This window comes from Microbispora hainanensis (assembly GCF_036186745.1).
Taxonomy (GTDB): domain Bacteria; phylum Actinomycetota; class Actinomycetes; order Streptosporangiales; family Streptosporangiaceae; genus Microbispora.
Genome location: NZ_CP108086.1, coordinates 5,842,225 through 5,865,607, shown reverse-complemented (window position 1 = coordinate 5,865,607; position 23,383 = coordinate 5,842,225). Strand labels below are relative to the sequence as shown.

Below are 23,383 nucleotides of genomic sequence, written 5' to 3'. Positions count from 1 at the left end.
TCCGAAACGTCCCAGTCGTTCCAGCACATCGGAATCAGGAATTTCTGGGCGCTCGTCGCCCCGCGAAGAGAGCGGCGGATTCCATAAGTCGTCAATCACCCGGCTGCTGGCCTGCCTCGCAACCGCTTTGGCGGTGACCGCCGGCCTTTTCGTCGTGCAGGCACCGGCCGCCTCGGCCGCCGGCATCACGACCGACCTGGGCATCACGAGCGGCGGTGACGTGGTCGCGGGCGGAGGAAAGGCCTTCATCGCCGGGGACGACCAACTCCTCGTCGTCAACGCCAACGGCACGCGCAACGCCGGCTTCAGCCTGCCCGGCATTCAGGGCCTTGCCATCACACCGGACGGCACACGGTTGTACGTGGCGCTACGCGATTTGAACGAGATTATGGAGCTCGACACCGCCACTCTCGACACCACCCGGGAGATCAGCCTGGCCGAATACCCATGCCCGACGAACTTGGCGTTGTCGGGCAGATGGCTCTGGGTGGGATACGGATGCGACCAATGGGATGGCGGTGTCGTCGGCATCGACATGGCGTCCGGACACCGATCACGGCTGATCCGGGTGGCAGCCACCTATGCCAGCCCCAAGGTCGCCGCCGCCGGAAATACTCTGGTGGTCGGCGATGCGCTCTCCCCGGCCACCCTGAGCGTGTACGACGTGAACGCGTTCCATACCACCCTGCGCGGCATCATCGACGGCCACGACTACCACGCGGGCTTCCTGGGAGACCTCGCCATCACACCGGACGGTTCGACCATCATCGCGGCATTCCTCAATTCGGCCGAATACTTCGCCTGGGACACGACCAGTCTGCAAGAGGTCCACGCCTACGGCCCGGATCCGTCCTCCGGCTACTACGCGCCGGTCGTCGCGGTCAGCCCGGACGGAACTCGCGTCGCGGGCGGGCGCGGGACCAAGTCAGGTCTGGTCGTGACCGTGTACGACAGCGCGACGACGACCCCGGTCTACACCGGCACGCTCAGGGACCATGGCGCTTTTATGGACCTGCAGAGTCTCACGTTCTCGGGTGACGACCTCTTCGCCCTGTGGAAGGACCTGGCTACTCACCATCTGCACCTGTGGCGGCTGGAAACCGGCGCGCTCCCGGAGTCCACGCTGACCCTGACGGCTCCGTCCACCGGGACCGGGGCCGACGTCCTCACCCTGACCGGCCGGCTCACGATGCCCGACGGGTCGGCTCCGGGTGAGCAGCCGCTCGTGGTGACCCGCCACGTGAACGACAGCGCCGAAATCACCCGCGAAGTGACGACCGCGGAGGACGGCACGTTCACCTTCACAGACGGGCCGAGAAGCGCAGGGGTGATCAGATACGACGTGATCTGGAACGGCAGCCCGACCGTGCACTGGAGCACCGCTTCGGCGACCGTCACCTTGGTCAAGGCAGAGTCGTCGATCACCCTGTCCGGACCGGAGACGGGCACCGTCGGCACACAGCTCAAGGTGAGCGGTGCGCTTTTCCAGGGTGGTCAGCCCATGGGTTCCACCATCCCGTTGAAAGTCCTACGCACGGTAATCAACAGCGAGGGCACCGTGGTCACCGAGCTGCCGCACCCACGCATGGTCATCTTCGACGGAAGATTCACCTTCACGGATACACCCACCGAGGCGGGCGAGTACTCGTATCGCGTCGAGTGGGCCGGAGATCAGGCGAGCCTGCCGACGACGGCCACCTTCGATGTGACGGTCGGAGAGGCACCGCAGGAATGACCGGCTCGGCGACCACACGAGACCGATCTGGGGAGGCTCCCCGGCGGACGCCATCGCGTCCTCTCCTCCCCCTGCGCTGACCCTGCTCTGACGGTGCGCGGCGGCCTCGGCCGGTCCGAAGACCGGCTGAGGCCGCCGTGGTGAGCGCCTCCGGGCGACGGCCCTTGCCATCCGGCTACCCGTCGGTTCGCCTCTTGCCCGGATTTGCGATGTGCCCTGGGGCCTGCTGACCCCCTCTTCGCGCCAGTGCCTCTCGGGGCGGAGTCCCCTCAGGAGCCCTTCAGGAGCACCTCAGGGGGCGTCAGGACGTGGCGATGGCGGTGAGCACGTCGAGCCTGGCGGCACGTCGGGCCGGCAAGAGCCCGGCCAGCAGGCCGGCGAGTGCGGCCACCGCGACGACGAGCAGGAGCGGACCGACCGGCACTGTGAGCGTGGTCTCGGTCGTGCGGCCCAGGGCGGTGACCGTGCCCGCGGCGAACGCGACGCCCAGGCCGACCCCGGCCACGATCGCCAGGGCCGCGACGAGGACCGCCTCACCGCGGATCATCCAGCGCATCTGGGCACCGGTCATGCCGACCGCCCGCAGCAGCCCGAGCTCCCTGGTCCGCTCGATGATCGACAGGGCCAGGGTGTTGGTGATGCCCATCAGCGCGATGAGGACGGTGAGCATCAGCAGCACGCTCACCAGGCCCAGGACCTGGTCGATCATCGCGTTCCGCCCGGCGACGGCCGCGGCCTGGTCGCGCACCTGCGCGGTCGGGGCGTCGGCCAGGGCCCGTTCGATGGCCTTCTTGGCGTCCGCACCGCTCACTCCGTCGGCCACCTTGACGAAGACGCTCGCGTCGACGTCCTCTCGGTAGTTCCGTTCGTAAGTGTCCAGGGAGATGACGTAGCCGGTCGACAGCGCCTGCGCGTCGCGGTCGCGCAGCAGGCCGACCACCGGGAGGCGCTGGACGCCGGTGCGGGAGAACGTCATCGCCAGGGTGTCGCCGACCTTGAGGTTCCGCTCCTTGGCGACGTTCGCCGCCAGGACGACGCCGCCGCCCGCGACCGCGTCCAGGCGTCCGGCGACCATGTGGAGCGAGGTCACGCGGGGCAGCGTGACCGGGTCGACCGCGGTGAGCGCCTCGACCGACTGCCCGTCCTTCCAGTGGCCGTAGCGCAGCCGGGAGGCCACGGCGACCTGCGGCAGCTCGCTGACGTGGTGATGGACATGCGCGGGCAGCCCGCCGAGCATCTCGTTGCGTGCGCTCTCCACCACGTAGTCGGCGGTGATCGTCTCGGCGTACGACCGTGCGGTCGACTCCTTGATCGAGGTCCCCAGCACGGTCGTGAAGCTGACGAGCGCCAGGCCGAAAGCCAGGGCGAGGGCGGTCGCGGAGGTCCGCCGGGGCGACCGCGCGGCGGACTCGCGCGCCAGCCGTCCGGGGACCCCGGCCACGCCGAGCGGCCTGCCGAGCAGCCGGACCAGGCCCGGGATGACCGCCGGTCCGAGCAGGGCCAGCCCCACGACGGTGCTCACCGCCGCCTCGCCGAGCACGACGACCGACCCCGGCCCGGCCAGGACGATCGACAGCCCGGCCGCACCGAGCGCGGTGAGAACCGCGCCGGCGACCGTGCGGCCCCAGCCCGCCCGCCCGGAGAGATGGTCGGCCGACGAGCGCCGCATCGCCTCGACCGGCGCCACCGCGGCCGCGCGGCGAGCCGGCCCGAACGCCGACAGGACCGTGACACCGACGCCGACCACGAACGCGACGGCGAAGGTCCGGGGCGTGACGACGAGCCCGCCGCCGGGCAGCGTCATTCCGAAGACGCCGGCGAGATCGCGCAGCCCCGCCGCGCAGGCGACGCCGAGGCCCACGCCCGCCACGGAGGCGGCCAGCCCAACCAGCAGCGCCTCGCCGAGCACCGAGCGCATCACCTGACCGCCGGTGGCCCCGGCCGCGCGCAGCACGGCCAGCTCACGTGTGCGCTGGGTGACGACGATCGAGAAGGTGTTGGCGATGAGGAACGCGCCGACGAGCAGGGCCGCCGCCGCCAGAGCCAGCAGCATCATCTGCAGGGAGGAGATCTGCGTCTTGGCCGCCGCCGCGCTGGCTGCGGCGACGTCCCGGCTGGAGGAGACCTCATATCCGGAGCCGAGCGCGGCCGACACCGCGGAGCGCAGCCGCCGGACGTCCGCGCCCTCCGCCGCGACGACGGCGACCTCCGACGAGCCCCCGCCGAGGGCGAGCAGACGCTGCGCCGCAGGTAGCGTGACCAGGGCGACCGTGGTCTCGGGCAGCCCCTCGCCCGGCCCGAACCCGGCCAGCCCCACCACTCGGAGCCGTTTCGTGCGCTCGGCCCGTACGGTCACCTCGGCGCCGAGGCCGATGCGGTGCCGCCGGGCGGTCGCGGCGTCGATCACGACCTCGCCCTCGGTGACCGGAGCGCGTCCGGCGCGCAGGGTGAACGGGCCGACCGGTGCGGGGTCCCAGGACAGCAGCAGCGACGGGCCCGCCGGGACGATGGTCTTCCCGCCGACGCCGATCAGTCCCTTGCCCCGTACGACGGGGGTGGCGGCGGCCACGCCCGGCACCGCGCGGACGCGGTCCGCGACCTCGGCGGGCAGCGGGTCGCGCTCGACCTCCACTCCCATCGCCGAGTCGAACGCGACCGCGTCGCGGACGGTCAGGTCGACCCCCGCGGCGGCCGTACGGAACTGGTCGTCGAGCAGCCGCTGTGAGGTGTCGGTGAGCACCAGGCTGCCGGTGACGAAGGTGACGCCGAGCAGGACGGCGAGCAGGGTCAGCGCCAGTCTGCCCCGGCGAGCGACGGTGTTGCGGATGATCAGGTACCACATCGCGATCACTTCTCCTCGTTGCGGGTGACGCCGGCCACCCGGCCGTCGGCGAAGTGGGCCACCTGGTCGGCGTACGCGGCGGCGTTCGCGTCGTGGGTGACCATGACGATGGTCTGGCCCAGCTCGTGGGCGGCGTGGCGGAGGAAACCGAGCAGCGCCTCCCCCGCCCGGGAGTCGAGGTTGCCGGTCGGTTCGTCGGCGAAGACGATCCGCGGGCGGGCGGCCAGCGCGCGGGCCACGGCGACCCGTTGCCGCTGTCCGCCGGACATCTCGGCGGGGCGGTGCCGCAGCCGGTCGCCCAGCCCGAGCATCGCGACGATCTCGTCGATCCACGCCTGGTCGGCCCGCCGGCCGGCGAGGGTCAGCGGCAGCGCGATGTTCTCGGCGGCGGTCAGCGTGGGAACCAGGTTGAAGCTCTGGAACACGAAGCCCACGTGGTCGCGGCGCAGCAGTGTGCGCTGCCGCTCGCTGAGCCGGCCGAGGTCGGTGTCCCCGATGAGCACCTGTCCCTCGTCCACGGTGTCCAGACCGGCCATGGCGTGCATGAGCGTGGACTTGCCGGACCCGGACGGGCCCATGACGGCGGTGAACCGCCCGGCGGGGATCGACAGGGTGGCACCGTCGAGGGCCCGGACGGCGGTCTCGCCGCGGCCGTAGATCTTCACGACGTCGCGGGCCAGCGCGGCGACGTCGGTACGCACGGATGTGATGGTCATGGCGTGCTCCTCGAGTGATCAGTGGAGGTCGAGCGGGCCGCGCCGCACCCAGCGCCGGGTGGCGGGGACGGCTCGGGCCTGCCGGGTTCGTCGGTGCTGCTCGGCCTGCCGCAGCAGCTCGTGATGCCTCAGCCGGATCAGCTCGGGAAGAACGGGGAGGATGATGTTCATGTCAGGAGCGTCGCGGTCCGGGCTGTCCGGGGGCTGGCCGCCGGCTTTGCGCGTCCCCTGCGGCACCTGACAGACCCGGACAGCTCCGGACAGCGGACGGACAGCCGTTCGCCAGGCCGGGACGGCACGCTGAACGGCATGGCAGACCAGAGCCGTCAGGGGGCGGCGGCGGAGACGACCGTGTGCGTGCCGGCCCTGCTGTGCCGCAGATGCGTCCGTCTCCTGAGCAGACACGTACGAGACGTTCCCGGCGTCTCCTCGTTCGAGGTGGACGCCGGGCGGGGCCTGCTGCGCGTACGCGGGGTCGTGGACCCGGCGGAGCTGCGGGCGGCGCTGGCGTCGGCGGGGTTCTCGGGCGACCGGTGCGAACACCGGGATGTCAGTATGTGATCAGCTCGTGAGCGCGGCGGCCGTCTCGCGGGCGTGGGCGGCCTCGTCGGGGACGCCCGCCGCCTCCGCGCACTCGGCCAGGAACGACCAGAGGCGAGCCCTGGCCCAGGGGAACTCGCCCTCCTTCAACAGCGCCAGCGCGTCCCGGCACTCGCGGACGGCGGCACCGGCGTCCCCACGCACGCGGGCCATGCGTGCCCGCCCCCACGCAGCCCACGCCTGGCAACGGGGGTTGCGCACCCGGCGAGCGACCTCGTCCGCCTCGGCGAGCAGCGCCGAGGCGTCGTCGCCCTCGTCCATGTCCAGCCGGGTGTGGGCCGTGTGCACGAGCGCGAAGGTCAGCCCGTGAAAGGAGTTTCGGCCGCGCACCTCGTCCACGGACTCCCGCAGGACGGCCAGAGCCTCCTCGTGCCGTCCCGACTCGCGCAGGGCGATGCCGAGATGCGCGAGGATCGCGCTGCCGATGATGCGGTCGCCGACTGCCCTGGCCAGGTCGAGGGCGCGCCGCCACCGGACGGCCGCGTCCTCGAAGTCGCCGAGGCGCAGGGCCAGCAGCGCCTCCAGATACTCCGTCATGCACAGCCACCAGCCGTCGTCGGAGTCGCCGAGTTCCCGCCTGCTCCGCTCGATCATGGCGCGGTAATGCGCGGCGTCCCCGCCGTACTGGCCGGCCCAGGACATCACGAGCCGGGAGATCGCGGCGTTGCGCGCGTCACCGATCTCCTCGAAGATCGCAAGACTCTCCTCCGTGGCGGCGACCGAGTGCGGGGTCGGATAGTACACGTGCAGGAGCCCGATGCCCTGCAACGCCCGGCCCCGTGCGCCCGCGGACCCGCCACCGGTCTCCAGCAGCGCGGTCAGCGCCCGCGTGCCTTCGTAGCGCACGCCGTAGTTCCAGAACATCACGAGCGCGTTGGCCAGCCGGAAGCCGTTCTCGACGTCACCGCGGTCGAGGGCGTGGTCCACGGCGGCGCGGAAGTTGTCGTGCTCGTCGTAGAGCCGGGTGAAGACGGTGAGGTTCCGTACGTACGGCCCGTTCTCCTCGGCCAGGCGCACGTAGCAGGCCAGGTGACGGTCGCGGCATTCGGCGACCTCCCCGGCCTCCTCCAGCCGGGCCCACGCGTAGTCGCGTACGGTGACGAGCAGCCGGAACCGCCCTGTGGCCGGTTCGGGAACCACGAGCGACCGGTCGACCAGCCGGAACAGCAGGTCGAGCACCTCTCCTCTGCCGACGCCGCCGCCTGCTCCGGAGAAGGCGCACACCTCCTCCGCGGCGGCCGGGGTCCAGCCGCCGCGGAACACCGCGAGGCGGCGCAGCAGGCGCCGCTCGGCATCCGTCAGCAGGTCGTGGCTCCAGTCGAGCGTGGCGCGCAGCGTGCGGTGGCGCGCCTCGCCGGTGCGCGGTCCCGCCGTCAGCAGCGAGAACCTGTCCGCCAGCCGGGCCTCGATGTCGGCCGGGGACAGCGCCTTGACCCTGGCCGCGGCCAGCTCGATGGCGAGCGGCATGCCGTCGAGCCTGCGGCAGATGGACGCCACCACGGCTGCGTTCCCGGCGTCGAGCGTGAACGAGGGCCGTACGGCACGGGCCCGCTCCTCGAAGAGCCGGACGGCGGAATCGTCGCCCAGCGGGCCGACCGCGACCTGCACCTCGCCGGGTATCGCCAGCGCCTCCCTGCTGGTGGCCAGCACGCGCAGGCGCGGGCAGGCCGCGGCCAGCCGCTCCACGAGAACGGCGACGTCGTCCACCACGTGCTCGCAGTTGTCGACCACGAGCAGCGTGCGGCCGTCCCGCAGGTGCTCCTCGACCACGTCGGCCGGCGCGGTGCCCTGCGCCGCCACGCCGAGCTCGGCGGCGAACGCGCCGGCGACATCGGCTCCCGGCTCCAGGGCGGCCAGGCGGACCAGCAGCACTCGATCGGCCGGCATCTCGTCCGGCGTCTCGCTCACCCTGCGTGCGACCTCGAACGCCAGCGTCGTCTTCCCCATCCCGCCCGGGCCGGTCAGCGTCACCACCCGCGCCTCGGCGAGCCGTTCCAGCACCGCCGCGACGTCGTCCTGGCGGCCGATGACCGACGTCAGCCGCCGCGGCAGCCGCTCGGCGCCTTCCGGTGCTCGTTGCCCGGCGGGCCCGGGGGGCGATGGGACGGACGGCTGGACGGACGGCTGGGCGGACGGCTGGGCGGCGGCCGGGACCTGCTGGCGGAGGATGGCCTCGGCGAGGGCCTGCAGCTCCGGCGACGGGTCGATGCCGAGCTCGTCTGCGAGACCACGGCGCAGCGCCTGGTAGGCGGCCAGCGCCTCCGCCTGCCGTCCGCCGCGATACAGCGCGAGCATCAGCAGGCGGTGCAGCCGCTCCCGCAGCGGATGCAGTGCCACCAGGCGCTCGATATCGGCGATCGCCTCGTTGTGCCCGCCGGACTCCAGCAGGAGCTCGATCCGGTCCTCGACCGCGCCCAGCCGCAGCTCCTCCAGCCGGGCGCTTTCCGTGGTCGCCCACGTCGTCCGGCCGACGTCGGCCAGCGCGGGGCCCCGCCACAGCCGCAGCGCCTCGTCCAGGCGGCTCGACGCCGCGGTGACGTTCCCGGCGGCCGTCTCCTCCCGCGCGCGGACGAGCAGCCGCTCGAACACGTGCGCGTCGACGGCCTCGGCGGGCACGGCGAGCCGGTATCCCGGAGCCTGCGTGACCAGGACGTCCGTGCCCAACCCGGCGGCGGCGAGGGCGCGGCGCAGCTTGGACACCCGGATCTGCAGGGCGTTCGCCGCGTCGGCCGGCAGGTCGTCACCCTCGTCGCCCCACAACGCGTCCGTCAGGGCGTCCACCGGCACCACGCGGCCGCAGGACAGGGCCAGCCGGGCCAGCAGTGCCCGTACGGACGGAGGCAACGCCGCCACGGAGCCGTCGGATGCCCGCACCTCGGTGGGTCCGAGAACCGCGAACGTCACGGCGGTGTTCGGCATGTCACTCCTCGTCATCCCCGACTCCACCGGGATTGCCCAATATTAAGGGGCGATGAGCGACTTGCCGGGAGTGTTGGCGGAGGCCGTCAGCCGCTCGGCCAGGGCACGCGCGTCGCGGTCCACCCACCCGAGCACGGACGATCCGCGAGTCCGCTGCCAGGGCAGGCCGAGGAAGTACAACCCCGGCCAGGCCGTGACGCCCTCACGGTGCACCGGCGCCCCCTGCTCGTCCAGCACCGGCACGTGCAGCCAGGGATAGTGCGCGCGGAAACCGGTCGCCCACACGACGCCGTCGGGTCGCACGCGGCGGCCGTCCGCGAGGACGACGTCCCGCCCCTGGACGTCCACGGTGCGGTCCACCCGCTCCACCCGCCGCAGCAGCCGCTTGACGTCCGTCCCGATGATCAGCTCCCTGCTTCTGACCCGGCGCCCGATCCTGCTGTCGCCGCGGATGTCCATGAAACCCAGACGGGAGAACCACCAGAACACGTCACGGCCCAGAATGCGCTGCGGCAGCGCCAGGCCCATCGACGAGGCCGACAGCCGGACGCGCCGCCCGGTGCCGGCCAGCTCATCGGCGATCTGCACACCGGTGTTGCCCGCGCCGACGACCAGGATCTCGCCCATGGGGAGCTGGTCCGGACGGCGATACCGGTTGCTGTGCAGCTGGGTGACGCCTCGGTCGAGGCTCGACGCGAAGGCGGGCGTGCGCGGCGTGTGGAACGCCCCCACCGCGACCACGACCCGCGCCGCCGTGTACGTCTCGGCCGAGGTCTCGACCAGGAACCGCTCCCCCTCCGGCCGTACGGCCGTGACCTGGCGGCCGAGCCGCACCGGAAGGGCGAAGCGCTCGGCGTACGTCTCCAGGTAGTCGGCGGCCTCGTCCTTGCCCGGATGACCGTCGGGGTCGCCCGGGAACGGCAGGCCGGGCAGGGCGTCGTACCGGCGCGGCGTGAACAGCGTGAGAGAGTCCCACCGGTGACGCCACGCGTCTCCCACCCGCTGGTGCGCGTCGAGGATGACGAACCGCAGACCCGCGCGGCGCAGGTGATATCCCAGCGCCAGCCCGGCCTGCCCCCCGCCGATGATCAGCGTGTCGTACGCCGCCGCGCTCATCCGGCCACCTCGTAACCGGCCTCGGCGATGGCCGTGCGCACCGCGGCCGGGTCCGCCGTGCCGGTGACCAGCACCGTCTTGGCGGTGAAGTCGACGGCCACGGAACCGACACCGGGCACCTCGCCGACGGACTCCGCGATCGCCTTGACGCAGTGGCCGCAGCTGATGGCCGGCACGGACAGGACGAGCTGGTTCATCATGACTCCTTCACGTCGCGGACCGCTCCGTACGGCCCGGATGGCACGACCATGCCGGGCGGCGCTGTCCATCCCCTGTCCCGAGCCGGACAGGGGACGGTCAGCGGCGGGAAAGCGACGCGCGCGACCGTCGCAGCGAAGTCCTCAACCAGGAGGTGAAGCGATGACGGTCACGACGACCGTGCGTACGCTGAACATCGGCGGGATGACCTGTGCGTCCTGCGTCCGCAGGGTGGAGAAGGCCCTGACCCGGGTCGACGGCGTGGAGTCGGCCGAGGTGAACCTCGCCACCGAGGTCGCCACCGTCACCTGCGATCCCGCCCGCGTGACCGTCGGGATGCTCACCGAGTCGGTCGCACGTGCCGGGTACACCGCGGAGATCTCCGGGCCCGAGCCTCGGCCTGGGTCCGCGCCCGAGACCGCGCCCGAGACCGCGCCGGAGCCGGATGCGGAGCCGGATCGGGAGGTCATCCGGCTGAAGCGCACCTGGCAGGTCACCCTCGCCGCGGGGCTGTCGATGATGGTGCTGATGTACCTGCCGCTGCCCATCGACGCGATGGACTGGCTGATGCCGTTGCTGCTGGTCGTCGCCACCATCGCCCAGTTCTCGGCGGGCCGTCCCTTCTACCGCGCCGCCTGGGCGGCGGCCCGGCACCGCGCGGTCAACATGCACACGCTCGTCGCGCTCGGCACGACCGTGGCGTACGGCTACAGCGCGTTCGTCACGCTGTGGCCGGCCACGGCGGAGCGGCTGGGGCTTCCGCCGCACGTGTACTTCGAGATCTCCGTCGTCGTCATCGCGCTCGTCCTCATGGGCCGGTGGATGGAGGCGAGGGCCAGGAAGCGGACCACCTCCGCCATCGGGGAACTGCTCGATCTGCGGCCGAAGACGGCGCGGGTGCTGCGCGGCGACAGCGATGTCGAGGTCCCCGTCGAGGACGTCGCCGTCGGCGACCTCGTACGGGTGCGCCCCGGCGAGAAGGTCCCCGTGGACGGCGTCGTGGCCGCCGGAGTCTCCACCGTGGACGAGAGCATGATCACCGGGGAGAGCGTGCCGGTGCGCAGGGGCGAGGGCGACCCGCTGATCGGCTCCACGATCAACCTGACCGGCTCGGTGGTGATGCGGGCCACCGCCGTCGGGCAGGACACGACGCTGGCGCAGATCGTCCGGCTGGTCGAGCGGGCGCAGGGATCGAAGGCGCCCCTGCAGCGCCTGGCCGACACGGTGTCCGGGTGGTTCGTGCCCGCCGTCATCGGCGTCGCCGCGCTCACCTTCGTCGTCTGGGCGGTCTTCGGACCCGGCCAGGGACGGCTCACGTTCGGCATCGGCGCCGCCATCGCCGTCCTCATCATCGCCTGCCCGTGCGCGCTCGGCCTGGCCACCCCAACAGCGATCATGGTGGGCACCGGGAAGGCCGCCGAGTCGGGCATCCTGATCTCCGGCGGCGACGCGCTCGAACAGGCCCGCCGTCTCACCACGGTCGTCCTGGACAAGACCGGCACGATCACCCGGGGCCGGCCCGAGGTCACCCGCCTCGTCACCGTCGCGGGCGGGGACGCCGGCGAGCTTCTCGCGTACGCCGCCGCGGCCGAGAAGGGTTCGGAGCACCCTCTCGGCGAGGCGATCGTCACGCACGCCGGGGACCGGGGGCTCCGCCTGCCCGAGGTCGAGCATTTCGACGCCGTGCCCGGTCACGGGGTGGAGGCCCGCGTCGGCGGCAGGTCCGTGCTCATCGGAAACGCCGCACTCATGCGCCGCCATCTCGGGAACGACTTCGGCTTCGGCTTCGGCGAGCTGGAGCGGATCGCCGCCGAGGCCGCGGCCGAGGGAGCGACCCCCGTGTACGTCGCCCTCGATGGCCGGCTCGCCGGAATGATCGGTGTGGCCGACACCATCCGGCCCGAGTCCCGTGAGGCCGTCGAACGGCTGCGCGCGCTCGGCCTGGAGGTGTGGATGCTGACCGGCGACAACCGGGTCACCGCCGACGTCGTCGCCCGGCAGGTCGGCATCGACCACGTCATCGCCGACGTACGGCCCGAGGACAAGGCGGCCCGGGTGACCGCCCTCCGCGAGAGGGGCGCGGTCGTCGCCATGGTCGGCGACGGGATCAACGACGCCCCGGCGCTGGCCACGGCCGACCTCGGCATCGCCATCGGCACCGGGACCGACGTCGCCATCGCGGCCTCCGACATCACCCTCGTCGGCGGCGACCTGCGCGGCATCGTCTCGGCCATCGACCTGTCCCGGCGTACCGTGCGGACGATCAAACAGGGCCTCCTGTGGGCGTTCGCGTACAACGTGCTGCTGATCCCGGTCGCCGCCGGGGTGCTGTACCCCTTCAACGGCGTGCTCCTCGACCCCTCCCTCGCCGCCGCCGCGATGGCGATGAGCTCGGTCAGCGTCGTCACCAACGCGCTGCGCCTGCGCCGGTTCCGGCCCGGTTCCCGGGTGTCCCGGCTCGCCGACTGGGGCTACCTCGCGGGCATCGCCTGCCTCGCCGCGGCCGTGGGCGCCGGGTTCACCGCGCTCAGCCGCACGGAGGCGGCGCAGCGCGGGATGAACGGCGTGCTCGCCTGGGCTCAGGACACCGGCATGCCGATGCGCCCGGCCATGAGCGTGATGATGACCACCGAGTCGGAGCCCGTCCCCGCCGAGGATGCCCGCCTGAAGGTCTCCGTCGAGGCACCCTCCGGCGTCGCCCCGGGCAGGCCGGCGACCCTCCGCATCCGGGTCGCCGACGCCCGGACCGGCCGGCCCGTCGAGGACGTCGTACGCAGTCACGAGGCGTGGATGCACGTCGTCGTCACCCGGGAGGACCTGGGCACGTTCGCCCACATCCATCCGCGGCCCACCGGCAGGCCAGGGGAGTTCGCCGTCCCCTTCACGTTCCCCACCGAGGGCCGATACACGATCCACAACGAGTTCCGGCTGCGCGGGGAGATGACCGACGTCCTCGACCGGCAGGAGATCACAGTCGGCCGTCCTGGCGCCTTCACCTCCTCGGACACGGCGTCGCCGTCGCCCCGCGAGCAGGTCGTCGGCGGCCTGCGGGTCACCCTCATCGGTAAGGCCGAGGTCGGGAGCAGGAGCGACTTCACTTTCCGCTTCGCCGACGCCGCGACCGGCAGGCCCGTCGCCGGCCTGCGCCCCTATCTGGCCGCCGCCGGACACGTGGTGATCATGCCGCTCGACGGCAAGGGGTTCGCCCACGAACACGCGGAGGCCGAGGACGGCCAGGGCCGCCCCGTCTTCGCTCTGCCGGGTCAGACCTTCGGGCCCGAGCTCGGACTGCATGCCCGGTTCCCCCGCCCCGGCCTCTACCGCATGTGGGGACAGTTCCGCGACTCCGAGGGCCGGGTCCTCACCACGACATTCACCGTGGAGGCCCGTTAGGCCACCTGGTCGGCCGGGGTGGCGGCGGCGACGCGTACGGCGTTGGCCGCGGCGTCGTCGATCTCCCGCTGCGCGGCGAGGTCGGCCTCCACACCGGAACGGTAGGCGTCGAGCTCTGCGCGCACCCGGTCGTCGTCCCAGCCGAGGACGGGCGCGATCAGCGCGGCGACCTCGGGGGCCGCCGCGAGCCCGTGATCCCGCTCCTCGATGAAGACCCGGGTGCGCCGGACCAGGACGTCCTCCAGGTGCAGCGCCCCCTCGTGCGTGGCGGCGTACACGGCCTCGGCCTTGAGGTAGCCCTCCGCGCCGGGGATCGGCTCGCCCAGGCCGGGGTCGGCCTCGACCAGCGCGAGCACCTCCTCGACGCAGGAGCCGTACCGGCCGAGCAGGTGCTCGACACGTTCGACGGGCAGCCCCGCGCGCTCGGCCAGGCGGCGCCGGTTGTTGCGCAGCGCCTCGAACCCGGCGGCCCCGAGGACGGGGACGCGGTCGGTGACCGACGCGGGCACCTTCCGGCCGAGGCCGGCCACGGCGACGTCGACGGCGTCCTTGGCCATGACGCGATAGGTGGTGTATTTGCCGCCCGCGACGATGACCAGGCCGGGCTCGGGCCGGATGACCGCGTGCTCCCTGGACAGCTTGACGGTCGGCGAGGACGACCCCGACCCGCCCAGCAGCGGGCGCAGGCCCGCGTAGACGCCCTCGATGTCGTCGTGCGTGAGCGGTCTCCGCAGCACGGCGTTGACGTGCTCCAGGATGTAGTCGATGTCGGCCCGGGTGGGGGCGGGCTCGACCTTGTCGAGGTCCCAGGGGGTGTCGGTGGTGCCGACGATCCAGTGCGGGCCCCAGGGGATGACGAACAGCACGCTCTTCTCGGTGCGCAGGATCAGCCCGGTGTCGAGCCGGATCTTCTCCCGCGGCACGACGAGGTGCACGCCCTTCGACGCCTGGACCGTCACCGACCCCCGCGATCCCGGCGACGCCCCCGCGAGCCGCTGGATCTCGTCGGTCCACACGCCGGTGGCGTTGATCACCTGACGAGCCCTGACGTGCAGCTCCGCGCCGCCCTCCAGGTCGCGTACGACCGCTCCGGTCACCCTGCCGCCGTCGCGCAGGAACCCGGTGACCTTGGTGCGGGTGGTGACGCAGGCGCCGTACTGCATGGCGGTGCGGGCCACCGTCATCGTGAATCGGGCGTCGTCCACCTGGGCGTCGTAATACTGGATCGCTCCGACGAGCGCGTCGCTGCGCAGGCCGGGAGCCTCGCGCAGGGCCCGGCTGTGGCTGAGCTGGCGGTGCCGCGGCAGCACGCGGGCGCCGCCGAGCGTGTCGTAGAGCAGCACGCCCGCGCCGACGTAGCCGCGCTCCCACACCCGGTGGCGCAGCGGGAACAGGAACGGCACCGGACGCACCAGGTGCGGGGCCAGCCGGGTCACCAGCAGGCCCCGTTCCCTGAGCGCCTCGCGCACCAGCCGGAAGTCGAGCTGCTCCAGATAACGCAGCCCGCCGTGGATCAGCTTGCTCGACCGGCTGGACGTCCCGGCCGCGAGGTCACGGGCCTCCACCAGCGCGACGGACAGGCCGCGCGAGACCGCGTCGAGCGCGACCCCGGCACCGACCACCCCGCCGCCGACGACCAGGACGTCGAACTCGTCCTCGGCCAGCCTCCGCAGCGCCGCCTCCCGAGCGCGGGGACCCATGGGTACAGACATATCGGTATCGACTCCTTGTTTCTTACAGTCGGCTCAGTCGACGTCGACCCAGTCGAGCGTCCGCTGGACGGCCTTGCGCCATCCGGCGTAGCCGCGCTCGCGCTGCTCGTCGGTCCAGGTGGGCTCCCAGCGGCGGTCCTCGTGCCAGTTGCGCTTGAGGTCGTCGGTGGACTTCCAGAATCCGACGGCGAGCCCGGCGGCGTACGCGGCGCCGAGCGCGGTGGTCTCGGCGACCACCGGACGCGACACCGGGACGCCGAGGATGTCGGCCTGCAGCTGCATGCACAGCTCGTTGGCCGTCACGCCGCCGTCCACCCGCAGCACGTCGAGGACGACGCCGGAGTCCTGCTCCATCGCGCCGACGACGTCCTTGGTCTGGTAGCAGATCGATTCGAGCGTGGCGCGGGCCAGGTGGGCGTTGGTGTTGTAGCGGGACAGGCCGACGATGGCGCCGCGGGCGTCGGAGCGCCAGTAGGGCGCGAACAGGCCGGAGAACGCGGGCACGAAGTAGACGCCGCCGTTGTCCTCGACCTGCCGGGCGAGCGCCTCGCTCTGCGACGCCCCCGAGATGATGCCGAGCTGGTCGCGCAGCCACTGCACGGCAGAGCCGGTGACCGCGATCGACCCCTCCAGAGCGTACACGGGCTTGGCCGAGCCGAACTGGTAGCAGACCGTGGTGAGCAGGCCGTGCTGGGAGCGCACGAGCTCGGTGCCGGTGTTGAGCAGCAGGAAGTTGCCGGTGCCGTAGGTGTTCTTGGCCGTGCCGGGCTCGAAGCAGACCTGGCCGACGGTCGCGGCCTGCTGGTCGCCGAGGTCGCCCGCGAGGGGAACCTCGCCGCGGAGCGGGCCGTCGGCGCGGGTCACACCGTACAGGTCGGGGTTGGAGGACGGCCGGATCTCGGGGAGCATCTGGCGGGGCACGCCGAAGAACGACAGCAGCTCGTCGTCCCAGTCGAGCGTCTCCAGGTTCATCAGCATCGTGCGGCTGGCGTTGGTGGGGTCGGTCACGTGGACGCCGCCGTCCACCCCGCCCGTCAGGTTCCACAGCAGCCAGGTGTCGGTGTTGCCGAAGATCGCGTCACCGCGCTCGGCGGCCTCGCGCACGCCGGGGACGTTCTCCAGGATCCACTGGATCTTGCCGCCGGAGAAGTAGGTGGCGGGCGGCAGGCCGGCCTTGCGCCGGATCACCTCGCCCTTGCCCTCCCGCTCCAGCGCCGAGGCGATGCGGTCGGTGCGGGTGTCCTGCCAGACGATGGCGTTGTAGTACGGGCGGCCGGTGCGCCGGTCCCAGACGACGGTGGTCTCCCGCTGGTTGGTGATGCCGAGCGCCGCGAGGTCGGAGGCGTGCAGGCCCGCGGTGCGCATCGCGGTCTCGATCACCGCCCGGGTGCGCTCCCAGATCTCGGTCGGGTTGTGCTCGACCCAGCCCGCCTGCGGCAGGATCTGCTGGTGTTCGAGCTGGTGGCGCGCGACCTCGTTGCCACCGTGATCGAAGATCATGAATCGGGTGCTGGTCGTCCCCTGGTCGACCGCGCCGACGTAGTCTGCCATTCTCGTTGCGCCTCTCGTTCTGATGAGGTGGACGTTGCTGGTCTCGGCCCCGGGGGTGATCAGCCGGCCTGGGCCGCGGGCTCCGGCGTACGGCCGGGCTCGGGCACGTCCGTACGCGGCAGGAAGCGGGCGACCAGGAGCTGGTAGAGCCCGGCGCCGATGACGCCGCCGACCAGCGGGCCGATGATCGGCACCCAGAAGTAGAGCCCACCGTACTGGTCGCGGAACGCCGAGCCGTACCCCGTGAAGAACGAGGCGAGGCGCGGGCCGAAGTCGCGGGCGGGGTTGATGGCGTAGCCGGCGTCGGTCCCCCACGCCATGCCGATCGCGACCACGAGCAGGCCGACGATGACCGGCGCGAGGTTGGCGAGCGGCGCGGAGTTGCGCTCGTCGGAGATCGCGAAGATCAGGAACAGCAGGATGGCCGTGCCGATGATCTGGTCGCGCAGCGCGCCCCACTGGGTGACCGGCAGTGTGCCGTTGCCGGGGAGGGTGGAGAAGACTCCCTGCGTCTTGATCGTGTGCCCGGGGTCCACCTTGGCCAGGACCTCGGCGTAGTTCCACCGGACGAGCAGCGCCGCCACGAAGGCGCCGAGGGTCTGCGCCAGCGCGTACGGCAGGACCTTGCGCCAGGAGAAGCCCTTGAAGACGGCGAGGGCGACCGTGACGGCCGGGTTGAGGTGGGCGCCGCTGATGCGGGCGGCCGTGTAGACGCCGAGGGTCACCCCCAGCCCCCATGCCCACGCGATGCTGTCGTGGTCGCCGATGCCGCCCGCCACCACCTGGGCGACCACTCCGGCGCCGAACAGGATGAGGATCGCCGTGCCCGCGAACTCCGCCGCCAGCTCGCCGAGGAGCCGCCGGTCGCTTCGCCCTTCCGCCATGTGTCTCCTCCTTGACCGCGCCCGTCACATCCGGAAGTGCCCGCTGTGAGCACTGCCGGTCGTCCGGACGTTAAACGCCGCCCAAGGGAGCGTCAACGAATGATCGTCGGCATTGTCGAACACTGGTCACATTGAGAACCGCGTACTACGCTCCCCGGGTATGACGCGAACAACCACATTTCGCGCAAACCCATCCCCTGACCGAAGATCTTTCACCAGCTCAACGCCCTATGTCCGGCCAGGTGTCGGCATTGTCGAACACCATTCGACATCGCTAGGATCCGGAACGTGCCAGGTCCGGTCCAGTCCATCGAACGCGCCGCCGCGATCCTGCGGCTGCTCGCCCAGGGATCGGGGCGGCTCGGCCTCACCGAGATCGCGAACTCCCTGGGACTGGCCCGCGGCACGGCGCACGGCATCCTGCGCACGCTCCAGCTCGTCGGCTTCGTCGAGCAGGACGAGGCCACGGGCAAATACCAGCTCGGCGCGGCGCTGCTGCACCTGGGCACCAGCTATCTCGACGTGAACGAGCTCCGCTCCCGGGCGATCAACTGGGCCGACGCCCTGGCCGCGCGCAGTGGCGAGGCGGTGCGGATCGGCACCCACCTCCAGGGCAAGGTCCTGGTCGTCCACCATGTCTTCCGGCCCGACGACAGCCTGCAGACGCTCGACGTCGGCATGCTCATGCCCATGCACGCCACGGCGATCGGCAAGGTGCTGCTCGCCTACGACGCCAACGCGGCCGCCGCACTGCACGACGCCTCACACGACGCCTCACAGGACGGGGAGCTCGAGCAGTTCACCCGCCGCACCGTGCGGACGCACCGGGAGATGTCGCGCATGCTCGCGACCGTGCGCGAGCACGGCTGGGCGTCGGATGTCGACGAGGCCGGCATGGGCGAGGCTGGGGTGGCCGCCCCGATCCGGGGGTACGGAGGTCTCGTGGTGGGCGCGATGGGCATCTCCGGCGCCACCGAGCGGATCTGCGACTCCGGCGGGCGTCCCCGCCCCGACCTGGTGGGTTATGTGCGCGACGCGGCGCGGGCGGTCTCCCGCGACCTCGGCGCCTCCCGCTGGTGACCCTCTCCACCCCCCACACCGCTTCAGCCGCCAGAAGGTAGGCCGCCGTGACCCAGCGTTATGTGATGTCCATCGACCAAGGCACCACTTCGACCCGGTGCATCCTGTTCGACCAGCGCGGCCGGCTGGTCTCGGTGACGCAGCGGGAGCACAAGCAGCACTTCCCCCGTCCCGGCTGGGTCGAGCACGACGCCGTCGAGATCTGGCGCAACCTTGAGCGGATCGGCCCCGAGGCGCTCGCCCAGGCGGGCATCGGGCCCGGCGAGGTCGCCGCCGTCGGCATCGCCAACCAGCGGGAGACGACGGTGCTGTGGGACCGGCACACCGGCGTCCCTGTCGCCCCCGCCGTCGTCTGGCAGGACACCCGGACCGACACGATGGTCGACGAGCTGTCCCGCCGCCCCGACGCGCACGTGGTGCGCGAGCGCTGCGGCCTGCCCCTGGCCACGTACTTCTCCGCCCCCACCGTCCGCTGGCTGCTGGACGACATCCCCGGGCTGCGCGAGCGCGCCGAGCGCGGCGACGTACTGTTCGGCACGATGGAGAGCTGGCTCATCTGGAACCTCACCGGCGGCCCGGACGGCGGCGTCCACGTCACCGACGTGACCAACGCCAGCCGCACCCTTCTGATGAACCTTCGCGACCTCGACTGGGACCCGGTGCTGCTCGGCTTCTTCGGCATCCCCCGCGCGATGCTGCCGGAGATCCGCCCGTCCAGCGAGACGTACGGCACGGCGCGGCGGGTCCTGCCCGGCGTGCGGATCTCCGCCGCGCTCGGCGACCAGCAGGCCGCGCTGTTCGGGCAGACCTGCTTCCACCGCGGCGAGGCCAAGTGCACCTACGGCACCGGCGCATTCCTGCTGCTCAACACCGGCACCGAGCCGGTCGCCTCCACCCACGGCCTGCTCACCACGGTCGGCTACCAGATCGGCGACCAGCCCGCGGTGTACGCCCTGGAGGGCTCCATCGCGATCACCGGCGCGCTCGTGCAGTGGTTCAGGGACCGGCTCGGGATCATCAGCACCGCCCCGGAGATCGAGACCCTGGCCCGCACGGTCGAAGACAACGGCGGCTGCTACATCGTCCCGGCGTTCTCCGGGCTGTTCGCGCCCCACTGGCGCAGTGAGGCCCGCGGCGTCATCGTCGGGCTCACCTCGTACATCACCAAGGGCCATCTCGCCCGCGCCGTGCTGGAGGCCACGGGCTGGCAGACCCGCGAGGTGGTGGACGCCATGAACGCCGACGCGGGCATCGCGCTCACCACGCTCAAGGTCGACGGCGGCATGACCTCCGACAACCTGCTCATGCAGTTCATCGCCGACGTGCTGGACGTGCCCGTGGTGCGGCCCATGGTCGCGGAGACCGTCTCTCTCGGCGCGGCGTACGCCGCCGGGCTCGCCGTCGGATACTGGCCCGACCTGGAGGGCCTGCGGCGCAACTGGCACCGCGCCGCCCAGTGGACGCCGGCGATGGACCCGGCACGGCGCGAGGAGGAGTACGACAACTGGCGGCGGGCGGTCGAGCGCGCCTTCGACTGGATCAAGCCCACGGCCGGCTGACGCCGGGCGGGGTCAGCAGGCGGGCGGGTCCGGCGAAAGGTCCACGTCGTCGAGGCCGAACCACTCCCCGGACGGCGGCTGATCGGCCAACGGGTCGCTCCAGCGCAGCCGGACCCGGTCTGGGGCGGCCTCGACGATCCTGGCCTCCCGCCAGGCGGCGTCGTCGCCGACACGGGCCCACCATGGCTCCGCGAGGCAGGCGAGCCCCCGGTCATGCAGGATGCGGACGGCGTCGTCCCGGCCTGCCGGGCCGCCGAGCGGCACACCGAAGATCGTCACCGCCTGCCAGCCTCCGGCCGTCGGCACCACCCGGCCCAGCGGTTCCCCGTCGTCGCGCCGCACCTCGTGCGGCGCGGGGAAGGCGGGCAGGCTCTCCCCGATCGCCTTGACGATCTTCTCCGCCGAATCCCGCTGCCGGCGCACGCCTTCGCGCTCGGCCTCACCGCCGGCGTAGGCGCGCGGATCGACGCGCCGGCCGAGCACCCACACGTCCCGGATCCGCTGCGTCGCCCCCTCGGCGACCCTGCCGGCGACGAAGGACGCCGCGTCCCGAGGTCCGGTCACGTAGGGGAAGGGCGCGTACGCGATCGTGGGGTGCCCGCCCGGAGCGGTCGCGCCGACGCTCGACGTGCGTATGTCGGCGAGGACGGCCCCCGGCCGCGTTCCGAGACGGCGACCGCGGCACGCTCGGGATCGATGATCTCGGGCTTGCTGAACATGTCGACGACGGTGGTCACGCCGAACAGGGCCGCCAACTGCGTGCACCCCGGGAGCAGGTGGACGTGCGCGTCGACGAGGCCGGGCAGGAGGGTCCCGCCGGACCCGTCGATCACCTCGTCGCCCGGCCGCGTCACGAACTCGTTCCCCACGGCGGCGATACGGCCGTCGCTGACGCGGACGTGCGTCACACCGGAGATCAGGCCGCGGCCGCCGAAGACACGGACACCGGCGATGGTGAAGGGCTGATGCGTGCTCATGCCGCCGACGCTAGAAGTCGACGTAACGAGAAGGTCCAGTGATTAGGCTGCGGCCGTGGAGCACTCGATCAGCGAGGTGGCCCGCATGTGAGCTGCTGCGGGACCTGGAGGCCCGGTACGGGACCCGTGTCGGGAAGCACTTCGCCGAGGCGGACGCGGTGACCGGTCAGTGGACCCGCCAGGAGCACGAGCAGGACCGCCGGCTCGGCTACACCGGAGGCTCCCAGGCCGGCGCCGTCTGACACCCGCCGGGCGGCGCGGCCGGGCGGAGCCGGAGCGGCTCAGGACGTCGGGCCGACGTCGGGCTCGGGCTCGGGCATCGCCGACTCGGACCCGGTCGGCGGGGGCGTCTCCTCGGCCGGCGTCTCGATGTCGGACGCGTCGCCGATCATCTCCTCCAGGCCCCCGTCGTCCGGCTCCGGCGTCAGCGGCTCGGGCGAGGCGCCCCGCGCGTCCCGCGCTCCTGATCTTTCCGTCACCACGTCCGCGTCTCCTCCCACGTGCCCTCGCTGTTGTCCGCCGGTCCCCCCGGCCTGCGGATCGCGCATGACCGCTCACCTGCCCCCGTCGTGTGGCCTTCATTCATCCTCGCAAAGGCCGGTCATTCGTACGCCCCGGCCGTCCAGCGCCGGACGACAGGTGGCTGGACGACAGGTGATCGGAGCGAGGGACGGGCGGCATCCCGGCGAGGGACGGCCGGGAGCCCGCCTCCGATGAGCGCCACCGGGTCCCCGACGTGCCCGGATCGTCGTGGTGTCCGGGCTCCCACCAGGGGTAGTGGCACATCGGTGGGCAGGCGGCGGAGGACCACGGGGGTGGGCAGATGGAGCAGGGCATCCCCCCTTCTCACGATCGTGGGCTGCTGCGCGCGCTGACGGGCATGCTGGACGGCAGCCATCTGGTGGCGTTCGAGGACATCCCGTCGCTGGTGGACCGGCACAAGCGCGAGGCGGGCTTCGAGGAGATCGCCGTCTATCTGGCCGACCTGCAGCAGAGCGTGCTGCGCCGGTTGTGCGGCCCCGGCGGGGACGACGCCCAGCCGGAGGAGCTGAAGATCGACACCACGCTCGCCGGGCACGCCCTGCAGGAGGTGCGCATGCTGCGGGGCGGTTCGGAGGGCGACGGCCCCGTCCGGTGGTGGGTCCCCGTGCTGGACGGCACCGAGCGCCTCGGCGTGCTCCGCATGACCCCCGTGTCGGAGGGCGACGACACCGGGGAGCGCATGCGGCACATCGCGTCCCTCATCGCGCTGATCATCGTCAGCACGCGCTCGTTCAGCGACTGTCACGCGCAACTGGTGCGCAGCCGGCCGATGAACGTGGCGGCCGAGATGCAGTGGAACCTCATGCCGCCGCTGACCTTCGCCACGCCGGCGGTGACCATCGGCGCGGTGCTGGAGCCGGCGTACGAGATCGGCGGCGACGCCTTCGACTACTCCACTTCCGGCTCGATGGCGCATATGGCCGTCTTCGACGCGATGGGCCACGACGTGGCCGCCGGGCTGACCGCGAACCTCGCCGTGGCCGCCTGCCGCAACCACCGGCGGCAGGGCATGAGCCTGGTACGCAACAGCGAGGAGATCGAGCGGGTCCTGATCGACGAGTTCGGCCGGGGCGACCGCTTCGTCACCGGGATCATCGGCGACCTCGACCTCGGCTCCGGCCTGTTCACCTGGGTCAACCGTGGTCACCACGCGCCGGTGCTGATCCGCAGCGGCCGGTGGACGTCCACTCTGAACTGCCCGCCCGCCCACCCGATGGGGCTCGACCTCGGCCTGCCCGTCGTGCCCTGCCAGGAACAGTTGGAGCCCGGCGACCGGCTGCTCCTCTACACCGACGGCATCACCGAGATGCGCAGCCCCGACAGCGGCGAGTTCGGCCTCGGCCGGTTCGTCGAGTTCATGATCAAGCAGAACGCCGCCGGGCTGCCGGTGCCCGAGACCTTGCGCCGCCTGATCCGGACCGTTATGGACTATCACGACAACCAGCTGCACGACGACGCCACCGTGCTGCTGGTCGAGTGGCACGGCAACGCGCACGAGAAGCTCCGTCCCTGACCCGTACGGCGCGGCACTCCAGCTCCGGGCCTGAACGGCAGGACC

Annotated in this window: 19 protein-coding genes; 7 read left to right on the top strand and 12 right to left on the bottom strand. The window is 72.3% G+C overall.

The window, feature by feature from the left end; translation table 11 throughout:
• The first annotated feature begins 133 nt into the window (after window positions 1–133).
• Window positions 134–1,735, top strand: a complete 1,602-nt coding sequence (locus tag OHB01_RS27180) for a hypothetical protein (RefSeq protein ID WP_328854151.1) — start codon at window positions 134–136, stop codon at window positions 1,733–1,735.
• 301 nt (window positions 1,736–2,036) lie between these two features.
• On the opposite strand, the gene OHB01_RS27175 is transcribed toward OHB01_RS27180, so the two are convergent.
• The 3 genes from OHB01_RS27175 to OHB01_RS27165 are packed head-to-tail and all read right to left on the bottom strand — an operon-like array spanning window position 2,037 to window position 5,464.
• Entirely contained in the window at window positions 2,037–4,577 is a 2,541-nt protein-coding gene (locus OHB01_RS27175; protein ID WP_261986004.1) for an ABC transporter permease, read from the bottom strand.
• A gap of 5 nt (window positions 4,578–4,582) precedes the next feature.
• Window positions 4,583–5,293 (bottom strand): ABC transporter ATP-binding protein, encoded by a 711-nt coding sequence (locus OHB01_RS27170; protein WP_142652482.1) that lies wholly within the window; start codon window positions 5,291–5,293, stop codon window positions 4,583–4,585.
• An 18-nt stretch (window positions 5,294–5,311) separates the two neighbouring features.
• On the bottom strand, window positions 5,312–5,464 hold the full coding sequence (locus tag OHB01_RS27165) for a hypothetical protein (protein WP_168066605.1): 153 nt from the start codon (window positions 5,462–5,464) through the stop codon (window positions 5,312–5,314).
• Window positions 5,465–5,602: 138 nt separating this feature from the next.
• Here OHB01_RS27165 and OHB01_RS27160 point away from each other — a divergent pair, with 138 nt between their 5' ends.
• Window positions 5,603–5,854 (top strand): heavy-metal-associated domain-containing protein, encoded by a 252-nt coding sequence (locus OHB01_RS27160; protein WP_168066607.1) that lies wholly within the window; start codon window positions 5,603–5,605, stop codon window positions 5,852–5,854.
• On the opposite strand, the gene OHB01_RS27155 is transcribed toward OHB01_RS27160, so the two are convergent.
• The 3 genes from OHB01_RS27155 to OHB01_RS27145 are packed head-to-tail and all read right to left on the bottom strand — an operon-like array spanning window position 5,855 to window position 10,128.
• Complete coding sequence (locus tag OHB01_RS27155; RefSeq protein WP_328854150.1) at window positions 5,855–8,827, bottom strand: AfsR/SARP family transcriptional regulator; 2,973 nt, start codon at window positions 8,825–8,827, stop codon at window positions 5,855–5,857. It abuts the gene before it with no gap.
• Window positions 8,828–8,854: 27 nt separating this feature from the next.
• Complete coding sequence (locus tag OHB01_RS27150) at window positions 8,855–9,928, bottom strand: flavin-containing monooxygenase (RefSeq protein ID WP_142652485.1); 1,074 nt, start codon at window positions 9,926–9,928, stop codon at window positions 8,855–8,857.
• The gene (locus OHB01_RS27145) at window positions 9,925–10,128 is read right to left on the bottom strand and encodes a heavy-metal-associated domain-containing protein (protein ID WP_142652486.1); all 204 of its coding nucleotides are present in this window, start codon (window positions 10,126–10,128) and stop codon (window positions 9,925–9,927) included. Before OHB01_RS27145 ends, OHB01_RS27150 begins: the two co-directional genes overlap by 4 nt.
• Window positions 10,129–10,288: 160 nt before the next feature.
• Here OHB01_RS27145 and OHB01_RS27140 point away from each other — a divergent pair, with 160 nt between their 5' ends.
• Window positions 10,289–13,519, top strand: coding sequence for a heavy metal translocating P-type ATPase (locus OHB01_RS27140; RefSeq protein ID WP_328854149.1), 3,231 nt, complete (start codon window positions 10,289–10,291; stop codon window positions 13,517–13,519).
• Here the strand turns inward: OHB01_RS27140 and OHB01_RS27135 are convergent.
• The 3 genes from OHB01_RS27135 to OHB01_RS27125 are packed head-to-tail and all read right to left on the bottom strand — an operon-like array spanning window position 13,516 to window position 17,666.
• Window positions 13,516–15,231: a glycerol-3-phosphate dehydrogenase/oxidase gene (locus OHB01_RS27135; protein WP_142652488.1), complete on the bottom strand. Its 1,716-nt coding sequence runs from the start codon at window positions 15,229–15,231 to the stop codon at window positions 13,516–13,518. The genes OHB01_RS27140 and OHB01_RS27135 overlap by 4 nt on opposite strands.
• Window positions 15,232–15,264: 33 nt before the next feature.
• Complete coding sequence (glpK, locus tag OHB01_RS27130; RefSeq protein ID WP_142652489.1) at window positions 15,265–16,782, bottom strand: glycerol kinase GlpK; 1,518 nt, start codon at window positions 16,780–16,782, stop codon at window positions 15,265–15,267.
• 59 nt (window positions 16,783–16,841) lie between these two features.
• Window positions 16,842–17,666 (bottom strand): MIP/aquaporin family protein, encoded by an 825-nt coding sequence (locus OHB01_RS27125; protein WP_142652490.1) that lies wholly within the window; start codon window positions 17,664–17,666, stop codon window positions 16,842–16,844.
• Between the two features lie 288 nt (window positions 17,667–17,954).
• On the opposite strand from OHB01_RS27125, the gene OHB01_RS27120 reads away from it, so the two are divergent.
• Both OHB01_RS27120 and glpK (OHB01_RS27115) read left to right on the top strand, forming a co-directional pair.
• Entirely contained in the window at window positions 17,955–18,746 is a 792-nt protein-coding gene (locus OHB01_RS27120; RefSeq protein WP_142652491.1) for an IclR family transcriptional regulator, read from the top strand.
• Between the two features lie 47 nt (window positions 18,747–18,793).
• Window positions 18,794–20,305 (top strand): glycerol kinase GlpK, encoded by a 1,512-nt coding sequence (gene glpK / locus OHB01_RS27115; protein ID WP_142652492.1) that lies wholly within the window; start codon window positions 18,794–18,796, stop codon window positions 20,303–20,305.
• A gap of 12 nt (window positions 20,306–20,317) precedes the next feature.
• Here the strand turns inward: glpK (OHB01_RS27115) and OHB01_RS27110 are convergent, their stop codons facing one another.
• Window positions 20,318–20,869: a hypothetical protein gene (locus tag OHB01_RS27110; protein ID WP_222709728.1), complete on the bottom strand. Its 552-nt coding sequence runs from the start codon at window positions 20,867–20,869 to the stop codon at window positions 20,318–20,320.
• On the bottom strand, window positions 20,866–21,282 hold the full coding sequence (locus tag OHB01_RS27105) for a hypothetical protein (RefSeq protein WP_205831241.1): 417 nt from the start codon (window positions 21,280–21,282) through the stop codon (window positions 20,866–20,868). The genes OHB01_RS27110 and OHB01_RS27105 overlap by 4 nt, the downstream gene beginning before the upstream one ends.
• A gap of 38 nt (window positions 21,283–21,320) precedes the next feature.
• On the opposite strand from OHB01_RS27105, the gene OHB01_RS27100 reads away from it, so the two are divergent.
• Window positions 21,321–21,524 carry a hypothetical protein gene (locus OHB01_RS27100; protein ID WP_142652493.1) on the top strand — a complete coding sequence of 68 codons (204 nt, stop codon included), beginning with the start codon at window positions 21,321–21,323 and terminating at the stop codon, window positions 21,522–21,524.
• A gap of 39 nt (window positions 21,525–21,563) precedes the next feature.
• Here OHB01_RS27100 and OHB01_RS27095 read toward each other — a convergent pair whose 3' ends face one another.
• A complete protein-coding gene (locus OHB01_RS27095; RefSeq protein WP_142652494.1) occupies window positions 21,564–21,761 on the bottom strand; it encodes a hypothetical protein in 198 nt (65 codons plus the stop codon).
• Between the two features lie 344 nt (window positions 21,762–22,105).
• Between OHB01_RS27095 and OHB01_RS27090 the strand changes: the two genes are divergently transcribed.
• Window positions 22,106–23,338 carry a PP2C family protein-serine/threonine phosphatase gene (locus tag OHB01_RS27090; protein ID WP_168066609.1) on the top strand — a complete coding sequence of 411 codons (1,233 nt, stop codon included), beginning with the start codon at window positions 22,106–22,108 and terminating at the stop codon, window positions 23,336–23,338.
• Window positions 23,339–23,383 lie beyond the last annotated feature (45 nt).

Coding starts and splice junctions, on each gene's coding strand:
- OHB01_RS27165 (WP_168066605.1), bottom strand. CDS start 5,464: ATGAACATCATCCTCCCCGTTCTTCCCGAGCTGATCCGGCTGAGGCAT.
- OHB01_RS27150 (WP_142652485.1), bottom strand. CDS start 9,928: ATGAGCGCGGCGGCGTACGACACGCTGATCATCGGCGGGGGGCAGGCC.
- OHB01_RS27175 (WP_261986004.1), bottom strand. CDS start 4,577: ATGTGGTACCTGATCATCCGCAACACCGTCGCTCGCCGGGGCAGACTG.
- OHB01_RS27160 (WP_168066607.1), top strand. CDS start 5,603: ATGGCAGACCAGAGCCGTCAGGGGGCGGCGGCGGAGACGACCGTGTGC.
- glpK (WP_142652489.1), bottom strand. CDS start 16,782: ATGGCAGACTACGTCGGCGCGGTCGACCAGGGGACGACCAGCACCCGA.
- OHB01_RS27105 (WP_205831241.1), bottom strand. CDS start 21,282: ATGAGCACGCATCAGCCCTTCACCATCGCCGGTGTCCGTGTCTTCGGC.
- OHB01_RS27135 (WP_142652488.1), bottom strand. CDS start 15,231: ATGTCTGTACCCATGGGTCCCCGCGCTCGGGAGGCGGCGCTGCGGAGG.
- OHB01_RS27090 (WP_168066609.1), top strand. CDS start 22,106: ATGGAGCAGGGCATCCCCCCTTCTCACGATCGTGGGCTGCTGCGCGCG.
- OHB01_RS27155 (WP_328854150.1), bottom strand. CDS start 8,827: ATGACGAGGAGTGACATGCCGAACACCGCCGTGACGTTCGCGGTTCTC.
- OHB01_RS27145 (WP_142652486.1), bottom strand. CDS start 10,128: ATGATGAACCAGCTCGTCCTGTCCGTGCCGGCCATCAGCTGCGGCCAC.
- OHB01_RS27170 (WP_142652482.1), bottom strand. CDS start 5,293: ATGACCATCACATCCGTGCGTACCGACGTCGCCGCGCTGGCCCGCGAC.
- OHB01_RS27125 (WP_142652490.1), bottom strand. CDS start 17,666: ATGGCGGAAGGGCGAAGCGACCGGCGGCTCCTCGGCGAGCTGGCGGCG.
- OHB01_RS27140 (WP_328854149.1), top strand. CDS start 10,289: ATGACGGTCACGACGACCGTGCGTACGCTGAACATCGGCGGGATGACC.